This window comes from Pseudomonas sp. App30 (assembly GCF_047947025.1).
GTDB lineage: Bacteria > Pseudomonadota > Gammaproteobacteria > Pseudomonadales > Pseudomonadaceae > Aquipseudomonas.
The window spans coordinates 1,775,665-1,789,057 of the sequence record NZ_CP133165.1 but is presented as its reverse complement, the minus strand read 5'-3'; the positions used below and the strand labels follow the sequence as shown (position 1 = coordinate 1,789,057).

Genomic DNA, 13,393 nt, shown 5'->3' with positions numbered 1-13,393 from the left:
TTGGGCCTGAACAGCTCGCTGGCAAGCCAGCTCCCACGGGCGCTTTAGTGAGCGATGTTTTCCAGCGCCAGGTTGCGGGTCCTGGGCCCGAAGCCGCCGATGGTCAGCGTCACGATCAGCATGCTGCTGACAATGAACGCCAGCACCCCCGGCGTGCCGAAATGCTCCAGGAAAAAGCCGATCATCAGGCTGCTGAACACCGTGGACAGGCGGCTGAACGAGTAGCAGAAGCCCACGGCGCGCGCACGAATATGAGTGGGGAACATCTCGCTCTGGTACGAGTGGTAGCTGAAGGTCAGCCAGGCGTTGCAGAAAGTGATCATCACCCCGCAGACGATCAGCCCCACGGCGCTGGTCTGGAACGCGAACAAGGTGCCGAACAGCATGGTACCCAGCGCCGATCCGACGATCTGCCATTTGTTCTCGAAACGGTTGGCGATGCGCACGAACAGCAACGGCCCCAGCGGGTAGGCCAGGGTGATGACGAAGGCATAGCCCAGGCTGTGGGTGACGCTGACGCCCTGGCCCGACAGCAGCGCCGGCAGCCAGTTGCCGAAGCCGAAGAAACCGATGGCCTGGAAGATGTTGAAGACGATCAGCATCAGCGCCCGGCGGCGGTAGGGTGGCTGCCAGATGTCGCGGAAATGGCCCTGGGCTTCCACCGGCACCGCCTCCAGCTGCGGCGTGGGCAACGGCTGGCCGTGGTCGCGCTGGCAGCGCGCCTCGATGGGCGCCAGGATCGCCTCGGCCTCGTCGAAGCGCCCGTGCTGGGCCAGCCAGCGCGGCGACTCGGGCAGGCGCGAGCGCAGCCACCAGATGATCAGCGCGAACAGCGCGCTGGCCAGCACCACCCAGCGCCAGCCCGAAACCCCCAGCGGCGCCTGGGGCACCAGCCACCAGGACATCAGCGCCACGGCTGGCACCGACAGGAACTGCACGAAAAAGGCGAAGGCAAACGCCGAGCTGCGCATGCGCTTGGGCACCAGTTCGGACAGGTAGGCGTCGATGGTCACCAACTCGATGCCCAGGCCGATGCCGACGAAGAAGCGGCAGACGATCAACCCCAGCGCGCTGCTCTGCAGGCCCATGACCACGGTGGCCAGGGTGTACCAGACCAGCGCGAAGGTGAAGATGGCCCGGCGGCCGAAGCGGTCGGCGATGGGGCTGAGCAGGCTGGCGCCGAAGAACAGGCCGAGGAAGGTCGCCGAGGCGAACGCCGCCTGGTCGGACAGGCCGAACACGCCCTGGTTGCCGGCGGCGAAGATGCCGTCGCGGATCAGGCCGGGGCTGATGTAGGCGGTCTGGAACAGGTCGTACAGCTCGAAGAAGCCGCCAATCGATAGCAGCGCCACCAGCTTCCACAACGTCGCCACGGCAGGCAGGCGGTCGATGCGCGCCGAAATCAGCGCGGCGCGGTCGGGGGAGGCGTGGGTGGACATGGGCGTGAATCCAGGCGGGTGGAGCGAGGATGATACTGATTGTTGCGCGGCGATAGATTGCTAAATATGAGTCAATATGGCGAATTTATTGCGATCCCGTAGCAGCTGCCGCAGGCTGCGTCCCCTGCCCACGCATAATTTCAAGATTTGTTGCGTGGCTGGGGGGGACGCAGCCTTCGGCAGCTGCTACCTCCTGTGGGAGCTGGCTTGCCAGCGAGCTGTTGGGGCCATAAAAGCTCGCTGGCAAGCCAGCTCCCACAAGACAGTTGCTGCTACGGGTTAATCGTCGTTGTCGGCCATTTGGTTGAGGTACTTGCCGCGGTCCGGCGTGAAGGTCACCATCATGCCCGTGCGGCTGCAGGTCAGGGTGGTCTCGCGATCGGCCTGCACCTGCAGGTCTTCGCCACGCAGGCCCTGCCACTGGGCCAGGTATTTCAGCGCGCCGTATTTCTCCTTCTTCTTCAGCGCGCGGGCCACGCCGCCTTTCCAGCCCAGCACCGGCAGTTCGCCGGCGCGGCATTGCTCGGCCAGCTCGGGCATCTTCTGCGCGCGCTCACGGCCGATTTCCCAGCAGCGGATCAGTCCTTGATCGGGGCCCTGCCAGGTTTCTTCCCACGTCAACTTGGGGCGCACGGGGACGGTGATTTCACGGGAGACCAGCATTGTCGGGGCTTATCCTTGAGCACGTGGGTGTGTGGATCCAAAATATCCCAAACGATAGTCTCAGTGCCAGCCTGGATATGTATCAAATGTGATGCGAATCACCCAGCAGGGGCTGGCCGGCGAAATTGCGCCCGCGCGCGCCCTGGGCCGAGCGTTGCACCAAGGCGGCCCAGCCGCTGTCGTCCAGGCCGTAGTCGGCCAGCTCGCGGCTCACGCCCAGGCGGTCGAGCAACGCTTCCAGCTGCGTAGCGCCAGCTTCGGCCACCTGGCTGGCGTCGACGCCGAACACCCGTGCCAGGCTCTCGTCGATGTCGGCGCCGTGGCCCACCGCCCAGCGCAGCACCCGTGGCAGGCTGAACGAGCAGGCGATGCCATGGGCCGTGCCCTGTTCCAAGGTGATGGCGTAGGAAATGTTGTGCGCCAGCGCCGTGCGCGTGTTGGAAAACGCCAGGCCGGCCCAGGTCGCGGCCTGCAGCATGCGGCTGCGCAGGTGCAGGTTGTCGAGGTCGTCGGCCAGGCGCGGCAGCACCTCGATGATGGTTTTCGCCGCCGTTTCGGCGTAGTGCAGCGACAGCGGGTTGCGCTGGGTATTCCAGATGCTTTCCAGGGCGTGGGACAAGGCGTCCAGGCCCGTGGCGACGGTCAGCCCGCGCGGCAGGCTGCGGCCCAGTTGCGGGTCGCACAGGGCCACTTCCGGGTACAGCCGCTCATGGGCCAGCGACAGCTTGCGCTGGTTGGCCGGGTCCCACACGGTGGCCCAGCAGGTCACCTCGCTGCCGGTGCCGGCCGTGGTGGGGATGGCGATGATGGGCAGGGCGCTGAAGGATTGCTCGCGGCCTTCCAGGTAGTCGAGGGTGCGGGCGAAGTCGCCTTCGAACGCGGCCAGGCACTTGGCGCTGTCGATCACCGAGCCACCGCCCAGGGCCACCAGCACCGGCGGTTGTTCGGCGGCGCAGCTGGCCGGGTACAGGCGCGCGGCGGCGTCGCGCAGGAAGTCGATGTCGGGGTTCTCGCGCACGTCGTCGATCACCAGCAGCGGCGCGCCGGCCTGCTGCGCCAGGCGCTGGGCCAGGCCGGCGAACAGCGGGTGGGCGTAGGTCAGCAGCACGTAGGGGCGGCCGTTGATGAACTCGGCGGTGCGCTCGAAGGCGTCGATGCCACATTGCAGGTGCACGGGGTTACGGTAGGACCACATCGAAGGGCTCCTTGAAATAGATGAAGGTTCAGGCCAGGCGTTGGCGCGCCCAGCCGGACAGGGCGTCGATGGCGACGATGGTCACCAGCAGGATCAGGATCAGCATTGCCGAGCGCCCGTACTGGAACAGGCGCAGGGCGTCGTACAGCGCCTGGCCGATGCCGCCGGCGCCCACCAGGCCGAGCACCGAGCTCATGCGCACGTTGCGGTCGAAGATGTACAGCACGTAGCCCACGGTCTCGCGGCCAATGGACGGCCAGCCGGCGAAGAACAGCGTCTGGATGCGCCCGGCGCCGGTGGCGCGCACGCCTTCGTAGGCGCCTTCGGGCACGCGTTCCAGGCTTTCGGCGATGAATTTGGCTAGGAAGCCCAGGGTGTGCACCCCCAGCGCCAACGTGCCGGGCAGCGGCCCCAGGCCGATGGCGGCGACGAAGAACAGCGCCAGCACCAGGTCGGGGGTGGCCCGCGACACGCTGAGCGCTTCGCGCACCAGGGTGAAACACAGGCGGTTGGGCGTCAGGTTGCGCGCGGCCAGCGGCGCCAGGATGAACGCGCCCACACAGGCAATGGCCGTGCCCCACAGGGCGGTGGCCAGGGTTTGCAGCAGCAGGAACAGTGAGTGCGGCAGGTCGCTGAAGTCGGGGCGGGTGTAGCGCGAGAAATACTCGGCGATGTCCTGCAGCGCGTAGCCCAGGCCGTCCACCGACAGGTCCAGGTGCATCACGCACAGCCCGGCCACCGCGAACACCGCGGCAATCAGCAGCGGCGCCGGGTTGAACGGGCGCTTGGGCAGGGCAGGCAATAGTGTCGCGTGCATGTCAGATGATCCTCTTGCGCAGGGCAGCGCTGATACGGTCCAGGGTCGATACCACCAGCAGCACGGCCAGCATGATCAGCAGCAGGCGCGGGAAGTCATACAAGCGCATGGACATCACCAGGTCGTAGCCGATGCCGCCAGCGCCGACGATGCCCAGGATGGTGGCGGCGCGGAAGTTGTGGTCGAGGATGTACATCAGCGCGCCCAGCAGGTCCGGCAGCGCTTGGGGCAGGTGGGCGAAGCTGCGCACCTGCAGCCAGCTGGCGTTGTGGGCGACCAGGCCTTCCACGGCCTTGTCGTCCACCACCTCGATGGCCTCGGCGAAGAACTTGGCCATGAAGCCCACGGTCACCACCGCCAGCGCCATCACCCCCGGCAGCGGGCCCAGGCCCAGGGCGGCGACGAACACCAGCGCCCAGATCAGGTCGGGCAGGGCGCGGGTGAACGACAGCAACAGGCGCGCGGCGCGGCCCAGCCACGGCCGAGGCGTGGTGTTGCGCGCGGCGATGATCGCCAGCGGCAGGCTGACGAAGGCGGCGAGCAAGGTCGCCAGGAAGGCGATCTCGAAGGTTTCCAGCAGCTTGATGCCCAGCTGCGGCAGGTAGCTCCACTCCGGCACGGTCACCAGCTTGCCAGCGAACTCGGCGAGGTTGCCCAGCGAGTGCAGCAGCTTGAGCGGGTCCATTTCCACCAGCGGCGCGCTGGCCAGCAGCAACACCAGCAGCATTGCCACCAGGCCGATCAGGCGCCAGGGCGCGCGGCCGTCAGGCGTAGGCCAGCAGAGCCGGGACGGGCTGCGCATGGGCGTCTCCTTCACGTTGATAGATGTGCGCCAGGGCGTTGCGGTCCAGTTGCGCGGGCGGGCCGTCGAAGACGATGCTGCCTGCGTTGACGCCGATCACCCGGTCGGCGAAGCGCTTGGCCAGGTCCACCTGGTGCAGGTTGAGGATTACGGTGATGCCGTCCTCGCGGTTGATGGCGGCGAGCATGGCCATGACTTCCTCGGTGGCCAGCGGGTCCAGGCTGGCCACCGGCTCGTCGGCGAGGATGACCTTGGGCTGCTGCGCCAGGGCGCGGGCGATGCCCACTCGTTGCTGCTGGCCGCCGGACAGTTTGTCGGCGCGCTGCCAGGCACGTTCGGTCAGGCCGACCCGGGCCAGCAGGCGCGTGGCCAGTTCCACGTCGTCGCGGCGGAACAGGTGCAGCAGGCTGCCCAGCCACGAGCGCCGGGCCAGGCGGCCGGTCAGCACGTTGGTCATCACCGACAGCCGGCCCACCAGGTTGAACTGCTGGAACACCATGGCCACGCCGCTGCGCACGTGGCGCAGGTTGCGCGGCACCACCTGCACGCCATCGAACAGAATCTCGCCGCCCTGGATGCTTTCCAGGCCGTTGAGCGAGCGCAGCAGCGTCGACTTGCCGGCGCCGGACGGGCCGAGAATCACCACGAAACTGCCGGCCTCGATGTCCAGGTTGATGTCTTTCAGGGCCTGGTGGCCGTTGTCGTAGTGCTTGCACACGTGGGTCAAGCGGAAGGCCAGCATGGCGCGCTCCTGTGGCTGCATCACTTGAGCAGGGCGTCGCGGCCCAGCCCCAGCGAGGTGATCATGTCGCGGATCGGTTGGTAGTCGGCCGGCTTGGCCTCGGTGTAGCGGATGTACTTGCCGTAGCCGGTCACCTGCATGTCCTTGTGGGCGTTGTAGAAGGCGTCGCGGATCTTTGCCTTCAGCTCCGGGTCAAGGTCGTTGCGGTAGGTCAGCGGCGAGTCGGGGATGTCCATCGAGGTTTCGATGATGCGGTTGCTTTGCGGGGTGATCAGGCCTTTTTCCAGCAAGATCTTGTAGGAAATGTCATTCGCTGCGGCGGCGTCCACCGCGTGGTTTTTCACCGCCAGCTGGGCGGCGTCGTGGGAGCCGGCGTAGGTGAACTTGCCGAAGAATTGCGCGGGGGTCTGGCCGGTGCGCTGCTTGAGGATGTAGCTGGGCACCAGGTTGCCGCTGGTAGACGCAGGCTCGACGAAGGCGACGTTCTTGCCTTTGAGGTCTTCGAGCTTGTGCACCGGCGAGTCGCCCGGCACCACGAAGATGCTCTTGTAGATCGAGCGGCCATCGGGGCTCACGCCCACCGCGAAGGCCTCGGCGCCGGCTTCCTGCTCGGCGAGGATGTACGACAGCGGGCCCAGCCAGGCGATGTCCAGGCGCTTCTTGCGCATGGCTTCGATGACGCCGGCGTAGTCGGTGGCGGTGTACATCTTCACGTGCACGCCCAGCTTCTTCTCCAGGTAGGCGCGCATGGGTTCGAAGTGCTGGATCATCTCCTCGTTGTTCTCGGCCGGAATCAGGCCCATCACCAGGTCGCGGGCCTGGGCCACGCTGGCGGCGCAGGTGAGGCAGGCCACGGCGGCGATTTTCTTCAGCAACGGCTTCATCGGTGCGTCTCTTTCGGTGACTGATGAGCGAATGTTGCAGAGGCGATATGACAATTGATGCATGAATTTGATAGCTATATACGACCTTACCCATAGCTTCAGGGAATGCACTGATGATCTACGCCCAACTGCGCGCCTTCCTGGCGGCGGCGCGAACCGGCAGTTTTACCGAGGGCGCGCGGCTGCTGAAGATCACCCAGCCGTCGATTTCCAAGCAGATTCGCGAGCTGGAGGAGCGCTGCGGCGAACCGCTGTTCGACCGCACCGGCCGTCAGGTGCGCCTCACGCCGCTGGGCGTGCAGGTGATGGCCAGCGCCCGGCGCATGATGGACGCCGAGGTGGACGCGCTGCAGTTGCTCAGCGACGTGCGCGCGCTGGGTTCGGGGCATCTGCGCATTGCCGCCGTGGGGCCCTATCACCTGGTGGAAATCCTCCACGAATTCCACCGGCGCTACCCGCGGGTGCAGGTCAGCGTCGAGTTCGGCCATTCGCAGTACGTGCACGACGCCGTGGAAAACTTCGACGCCGACCTGGGCGTGCTGGCCAGCCAGCAACCGGGCAACGGCCTGGCGCGCCTGCGCTACCGGCAGTGCCCGCTGATGCTGGCGGTGCCGGCGGACCATGTGCTGGCCACGCGCGCCAGCGTGGCGTTGGCCGAGCTTGAGGGCGAGCCGGTGATCCACCGCGAGGCGGGCTCCTCCAGCCGGCAGATCTTCGAGGCGGCGTGCCAGGCCGCGGGCGTGCAGCCGGCCAGCGTGCTGGAAATCGGCAGCCGCGAGGCCATCCGCATTGCCATCGCCAAGGGCATGGGCATCGGTTACGTGTCCCAGGACGAGGTGGTGCCCCATGAGCGCATCGTCATCGTGTCCTTTGCCGAGCAGCAGGGGCTGCTGACCAACGCCACGCTGGTGTGGCGCAAGGAGCGGGGCGCCAACACCATCATCAGCGCGTTCCTGGAGATTGCGCGGGCGATGTAACCGCCGCGGCTTTTGTGGGAGCTGGCTTGCCAGCGAGCTGTTGGCGGGCAAAAACTCGCTGGCAAGCCAGCTCCCACAAAGGCATCCACAATTTCCAGTGATATCGTTATGCATTAACGATATTTAAATTTCGGTTCTTATGCCTATAGAGTTTGGTCATCACCTACTCGTACTCAATAGCCAGAGCCGGAGCCCAGCATGTCCGCCTTATCTTTCGCCCCCCTGCCGTCCCAGACCTTCGAAGTCCGCCCCCTGCAAGGCCTGGTGGGCGCCGAGATCGTTGGCCTGGACCTGAGCCGGCCGCTCAATGACGAAGACTTCGCCCGCGTGCACCGCGCGCACCTGGACTACCACCTGGTGGTGTTCCGCGACCAGCACATCACCCCGCAGCAGCAGATCGACTTCAGCCGCCGCTTCGGCGTGCTGCAGATCCACGTGCTCAAGCAGTTCCTGCTGGCCAACCACCCGGAAATCCTCATCGTCTCCAACATCGTCGAGCACGGCCAGCCCGTCGGCCTGGGCGATGCCGGCAAGTACTGGCACTCGGACCTGTCCTACAAGGAACTGCCTAGCCTGGGCTCGATGCTGTACGCCCAGGAACTGCCCAGCGAGGGCGGCGACACCCTGTTCGCCGACATGCACCGCGCCTGGGACAGCCTGCCGCAACACCTGCAGGACGCGGTGGAAGGCAAGCAGGCGGTGCACTCGTACACCGCCCGCTACAGCGAGGGCAAAAACGCCGCCAACTGGCGCCCGACCCTGACCGCCGAGCAGCTTGCACAGGTGGTGACCGTCAGCCACCCGGTGGTGCGTACCCACCCGGAGAATGGCCGCAAGGCGCTGTTCGTCAGTGAAGGTTTCACCACCCACATCGTCGGCCTGCCCGAAGACGAAAGCCGCGACCTCCTCAACCAGCTGTACGCCCACAGCGTGCGCCCGGAAAACGTCTACCGCCACCAGTGGCAACCCAACGACATGGTGTTCTGGGACAACCGTTCGCTGATCCACCTGGCTGCCGGCACCCCCGAGCACCTGCGCCGCAAGCTGCACCGCACCACTATCCAGGGCGATGCGCCGTTCTGATCCGGGAGTCACCATGAACGCTGTACTGCAAGGCCACACGGCCAGCGATGTGTTACCTGCGCAGGCAGGCCATCAGGCGACCCCTGAAGTCCTGCTGCAAGTGAGCAACGTCAGTCTCGAATACCGCACCCCCGAACGCGTGGTGCGGGCCACCCACCAGGTCAGTTTCGAAGTCGATCGCAGCGATCGCTTCGTGCTGCTCGGCCCGTCGGGCTGCGGCAAGTCGACCCTGCTCAAGGCCGTGGCCGGCTTCATCAAGCCCAGCGAGGGCGAGATCCGCCTGGGCGGCGCCACCGTCACCGAGCCGGGCCCGGACCGCATCGTGGTGTTCCAGGAGTTCGACCAGCTGCCCGCCTGGAAGACCGTGCTGGAAAACGTCATGTTCCCACTGCTGGCCTCGCGCACCCTCAAGCGCAAGGAGGCCGAGGAGCGTGCCCGTCACTACCTGGAAAAGGTCGGCCTCAGCGCCTTCGCCAATGCCTACCCGCACACCCTGTCTGGCGGCATGAAGGCCCGCGTGGCCATCGCCCGCGCCCTGGCCATGCAGCCGAAAATCCTGCTGATGGACGAGCCCTTCGCCGCCCTCGACGCCTTGACCCGGCGCAAGATGCAGGAAGAGCTGCTGGAACTGTGGGACGAGGTGCGCTTCACCCTGCTGTTCGTTACCCATTCCATCGAGGAAGCGCTGGTGGTGGGCAACCGCATCCTGTTGCTGTCGCCGCACCCGGGCCGGGTGCGTGCTGAAATCAACAGCCACGAATACGATCTGCAGAGCCTCGGTGGCGTGGCCTTCCAGGCCAGTGCCCAGCGGATTCACCGGCTGCTGTTCGACGAGGCCCAGGGTCCGGTCGAGCAGGACCTGGGTTTCCACGACATCCGCATCGCCTACTGACACCGGAGCCTTGCCATGAGCCTGCAACCGCCTGTGCGCGCCGAATACGAAATCGAGCTGGAACCCTTCACCCAGGCCGCGCTGACCCGCGACATTTCCCTGGCCCAGCGCATCTGGCAACAGGGCTGGGTGCGCAAAACGGTGATCATGATCGCCCTGGCGCTGATCTGGGAAATTGCCGCGCGCCTCCAGAACAACGACCTGTTGCTGCCCAGCTTCCTGCAGACCGCCCATGCCTTCATTGACGGCATCGCCACCGGCGAGCTGCTGGGCAAGGTGTGGATCTCCCTGACCGTGCTGATCAAGGGCTACCTGATCGGCATCGTCCTGGCGTTCGGCCTGACCACCCTGGCGGTGTCGACCCAGCTGGGCCGTGATCTGCTCAGCACCCTGACTGCCATGTTCAACCCGCTGCCGGCCATCGCGCTGCTGCCGCTGTCGCTGTTGTGGTTTGGCCTGGGCGACAACAGCCTGATCTTCGTGCTGGTGCACTCGGTGCTGTGGGCGCTGGCGCTCAACACCTATTCGGGCTTCCTGGCCGTGTCGGAAACCCAGCGCATGGCTGGCCGCAACTACGGCCTGCGTGGCCTGCGTTTCGTCTGGTACATCCTGATCCCGGCCGCGCTGCCGTCGATCCTGGCAGGCCTGAAGATTGGCTGGGCCTTTGCCTGGCGCACCCTGATCGCCGCCGAGCTGGTGTTCGGCGCCTCGTCGGGCAAGGGCGGCCTGGGCTGGTACATCTTCCAGAACCGCAACGAGCTGTACACCGACAAGGTTTTTGCCGGCCTGGCGGCGGTGATCATCATCGGCCTGCTGGTGGAAAACCTGCTGTTCAACACCTTCGAGCGCCTGACCATCAAGAAATGGGGCATGCAGCGCTGATTCGCCACTCTCTCCACTAAATACGTGAGCATTCAAATGGCCAAGTTATCCCGTCTTTCCATCGCCCTGGGCCTCGTCGGTGCCGTGCTCGGCACCAGCGCCCACGCCGAAGGCAAGATCAGCATCGCCCAGCAGTTCGGCATTGGTTACCTGATTCTCGACGTGGTGCGCGACCAGCACCTGATCGAAAAGCACGGCAAGGCCGAAGGCATTGACATCACCGTGGACTGGAACAGCATCTCCGGCGCCACCGCCATGAACGAAGCGCTACTGGCCGGCGCCCTGGACGTGGTGTCGGCGGGCGTGCCGCCGATGCTGACCATCTGGGACCGCACCAAGGGCCGCCAGAACGTCAAGGCCATCGCCTCGCTGGGCTCGATGCCCAACTACCTGCTGACCAACAACCCCAACATCAAGACCCTCAAGGATTTCACCGACAAGGACCGCATCGCCGTGCCGGCCGCAGGCGTCGGCTTCCAGTCGCGTACCCTGCAGATCGAGACCGCCAAGGTGTTCGGCGACGCCGACTTCAAGCGCTTCGACAACTACTCGGTGAGCATCCCGCACCCCGACGCCACCTCGGCGCTGATCGCCGGCAGCTCGGAAATCACCGCGCACTTCTCCAGCCCGCCGTTCCAGTACCAGGAACTGGAAAACCCGAACGTGCACAAGGTGCTCAGCTCCTACGACGTGCTGGGTGGCCAGGCGACGTTCAACGTGCTGTACACCACGCAGAAATTCCACGACGAAAACCCCAAGACCTACAAGGCGTTCTACGACGCGCTGGCTGAAGCTTCGCAGTACATCAAGGCGAACAAGGCCGAGGCGGCCAAGACCTACATCCGTGTGGAGCAGTCGAAGTTGCCGTTGGCGTTGGTGGAGAAAATCGTCAACGACCCGGAGATCGACTTCACCATCGTGCCGCAGCGTACTGGGGTGTATGCCGACAAGTTGAATGAGCTGGGCGTGTTGAAGAACAAGGCCGGCAGTTGGAAGGACTTCTTCTTTGAAGAGGCGCAGGGTGGGGCGGGTAGCTGATCGCGCCCGTACCCTCGGCAAGCTTCGGCCTCAGCGTTCTGGTGTATGAAAAGCGGTTACTCCGCTGCTTGCGAACATGGCACAATGCCATATAATGCGGGTTTTTCGGGCAAGCACCCAGGACGCTGAGACCGCACATGGACGTCAAGAACCTCGAAGCCGTAACAGGCCGCCCAGGCCTGGCAGCCGCCACCCATGGTGGCCTGGCTCTCCATATTTCCAGGGTGCGAGCGCTCCACGCGTTCGCTGCTCCTTCTCTATTCCCCTCGGCGCCGCAGCGCCATCGTCCGCCTGTGCTCCGCGGCAGCAGTTGCTGCCCCGTGCGTTCGGCTTGAGACGTCCTGTTCAACCCTGACCCCTTTCCAAGCGTTTCGTGGCGCAGGGGCGGGCCGAGGGTCAATGTTTTCCATTCAAGGCAATTGCGCCGAAACAAAGGCTTTCGCCGTTCGTTTAACAGGCGTTATCCATCACAAGGAATTGATACATGCGATTGAAAGCGAAGCGCCTGACCGCCTTGGCCGTGGCGATTGCCACGCTTAGTGGCTGCCAGACCAACAGCACCATGCAGTCGGTGGGTGCCAACCATGGCATGGTCATCCTTTGCGGCGTGGGTGCGGTGGGCGGTGCCATCCTGGGCAACCGGCTGGCCGGCGCTGGCAACAAGACGCAGGGGGCCGTGATTGGCGGCCTGTTGGGCGGGGCGTTGGGTTGCTACGCGGGCAGTGTGTGGGAGTCGAAGATGAAGGCCCTGCAGCAGATTGCCAAGGACGAGCACATGGCGATTTCGGTGCAGCCACTCAACCTGCAAGCACCCGCAGGCGCTGCCAAGAATGCCGATGGTGGGCTGGTGGCACAAGTGCAGGACGAGGGGATGTTCCCGGTCGGTTCCGCACAGTTGACCACGACCGGCCTGCGCCAGGCGCAGAAGCTGGCCACAGCCTTCGCGCAAAAGAGTGGTGAGGGCAAGGATGATGGCCAGCGCCGCTTCCTGATCGTGGGGCACACGGATGCCACCGGCACGGCCAGCCTCAACCAGAGGCTCTCCGAGCAGCGCGCGCGTGCGGTAGGCCAGGTGCTGCAAGGCGCCGGTATCGCGGCAAGCCGCATCTATTACCAGGGCGCGGGCTCTTCCCGGCCGGTTGCCGACAACACGACCGAGGCAGGTCGCAACAGCAACCGTCGGGTCGAAATCAGCGAGATGAGCTCCCAGGACGTGCTGGTCAAGCGGGTCCAGGCTGAATCGGCGAACGCCAAGTACGCGGTCTACAGCGCTGGCCCCGAGAAACGTGCGCCTGCACGCACCAGCACCAAGGCTGCGACGGTGGCGTCCCGGGCACCGGTTGCCAGCCCCCGGCCGGTCGATCAGCCAACCTCCGCCCATGAGGCGCCGGCAAGCGCGGCGCTGGTCAATTTCGGTGGCGTGCCGGCTGCGCAGCAAGCCAGCGTGACAGCGGCCATCCAGCCCAAGTCCGGCGGCTTTACCCTGATCTCTTCGGCCCAGGCCAACGATCTGCCAATTCAAAGCTGTCAGGCCGACGCCCCCCGTGAAACCGGCAGCGTTCTCAGCCTGGCGACTGGCCAGCCGCTGGAAGACCACAAGACCTACGAATACATGGCGGGGTACAACAACCGGGTCTGGGCAGAGGTGGTCAACGGCAACCTGCTGACGATCACGCCGGTGTCCATTCTCAAGGACAACGCCGCGGTCGACCGCCAACCCATCCTGGAAGTGGTGAAGGGCTATGACACCGGCAACCGCACCAGCCTCAAGTCCATTCAAGGCATAGCCAACACCTACGAGGGCGAGACTCAGGTGCTCTACCGGGTATTCGCCAAGGACCCGAACGCCCCCGTGTCGTGCATTGACGTGGTGTTCGAAAAAGGCGCCCCGCAAGCAACCAAGGGCCAAGTGTTCTACCCGCGCGGTGACTCGGCCTATGTAGCAGCGTTCATTCCGCGAAAAGCGTCCTAATTTCAAA

General features: G+C 65.4%; 13 protein-coding genes. 6 read left to right on the top strand and 7 right to left on the bottom strand.

Annotated features, from left to right (window positions below):
* Positions 1–44: 44 nt before the first annotated feature.
* From RAM80_RS08135 to phnD, 7 genes are all read right to left on the bottom strand, one after another.
* Positions 45–1,439, bottom strand: a complete 1,395-nt coding sequence (locus RAM80_RS08135) for an MFS transporter (protein ID WP_416425728.1) — start codon at positions 1,437–1,439, stop codon at positions 45–47.
* Positions 1,440–1,718: 279 nt separating this feature from the next.
* Entirely contained in the window at positions 1,719–2,102 is a 384-nt protein-coding gene (locus tag RAM80_RS08130) for a hypothetical protein (RefSeq protein WP_416425727.1), read from the bottom strand.
* An 82-nt stretch (positions 2,103–2,184) separates the two neighbouring features.
* Positions 2,185–3,297, bottom strand: coding sequence for a phosphonoacetaldehyde reductase (locus RAM80_RS08125; RefSeq protein WP_416425726.1), 1,113 nt, complete (start codon positions 3,295–3,297; stop codon positions 2,185–2,187).
* A 28-nt stretch (positions 3,298–3,325) separates the two neighbouring features.
* Positions 3,326–4,114: a phosphonate ABC transporter, permease protein PhnE gene (gene phnE / locus RAM80_RS08120; protein WP_416425725.1), complete on the bottom strand. Its 789-nt coding sequence runs from the start codon at positions 4,112–4,114 to the stop codon at positions 3,326–3,328.
* A 1-nt stretch (position 4,115) separates the two neighbouring features.
* The gene (gene phnE / locus RAM80_RS08115) at positions 4,116–4,916 is read right to left on the bottom strand and encodes a phosphonate ABC transporter, permease protein PhnE (RefSeq protein ID WP_416425724.1); all 801 of its coding nucleotides are present in this window, start codon (positions 4,914–4,916) and stop codon (positions 4,116–4,118) included.
* Positions 4,879–5,679: a phosphonate ABC transporter ATP-binding protein gene (gene phnC / locus RAM80_RS08110; RefSeq protein ID WP_416427433.1), complete on the bottom strand. Its 801-nt coding sequence runs from the start codon at positions 5,677–5,679 to the stop codon at positions 4,879–4,881. Before phnC ends, phnE (RAM80_RS08115) begins: the two co-directional genes overlap by 38 nt.
* A complete protein-coding gene (gene phnD, locus RAM80_RS08105; RefSeq protein ID WP_416425723.1) occupies positions 5,679–6,542 on the bottom strand; it encodes a phosphonate ABC transporter substrate-binding protein in 864 nt (287 codons plus the stop codon). The genes phnC and phnD overlap by 1 nt, the downstream gene beginning before the upstream one ends.
* A gap of 113 nt (positions 6,543–6,655) precedes the next feature.
* On the opposite strand from phnD, the gene RAM80_RS08100 reads away from it, so the two are divergent.
* The 6 genes from RAM80_RS08100 to RAM80_RS08075 all read left to right on the top strand — a co-directional run bounded on the left by RAM80_RS08100 (position 6,656) and on the right by RAM80_RS08075 (position 13,386).
* On the top strand, positions 6,656–7,519 hold the full coding sequence (locus RAM80_RS08100; protein WP_416425722.1) for a LysR substrate-binding domain-containing protein: 864 nt from the start codon (positions 6,656–6,658) through the stop codon (positions 7,517–7,519).
* Between the two features lie 198 nt (positions 7,520–7,717).
* A complete protein-coding gene (locus RAM80_RS08095) occupies positions 7,718–8,602 on the top strand; it encodes a TauD/TfdA dioxygenase family protein (protein WP_416425721.1) in 885 nt (294 codons plus the stop codon).
* 13 nt (positions 8,603–8,615) lie between these two features.
* Positions 8,616–9,494 carry an ABC transporter ATP-binding protein gene (locus RAM80_RS08090; RefSeq protein WP_416425720.1) on the top strand — a complete coding sequence of 293 codons (879 nt, stop codon included), beginning with the start codon at positions 8,616–8,618 and terminating at the stop codon, positions 9,492–9,494.
* A 15-nt stretch (positions 9,495–9,509) separates the two neighbouring features.
* A complete protein-coding gene (locus RAM80_RS08085) occupies positions 9,510–10,376 on the top strand; it encodes an ABC transporter permease (protein ID WP_416425719.1) in 867 nt (288 codons plus the stop codon).
* A gap of 36 nt (positions 10,377–10,412) precedes the next feature.
* The gene (locus RAM80_RS08080) at positions 10,413–11,414 is read left to right on the top strand and encodes an ABC transporter substrate-binding protein (RefSeq protein WP_416425718.1); all 1,002 of its coding nucleotides are present in this window, start codon (positions 10,413–10,415) and stop codon (positions 11,412–11,414) included.
* 484 nt (positions 11,415–11,898) lie between these two features.
* Positions 11,899–13,386 (top strand): OmpA family protein, encoded by a 1,488-nt coding sequence (locus RAM80_RS08075; protein WP_416425717.1) that lies wholly within the window; start codon positions 11,899–11,901, stop codon positions 13,384–13,386.
* The last annotated feature ends 7 nt before the right edge of the window (positions 13,387–13,393 follow it).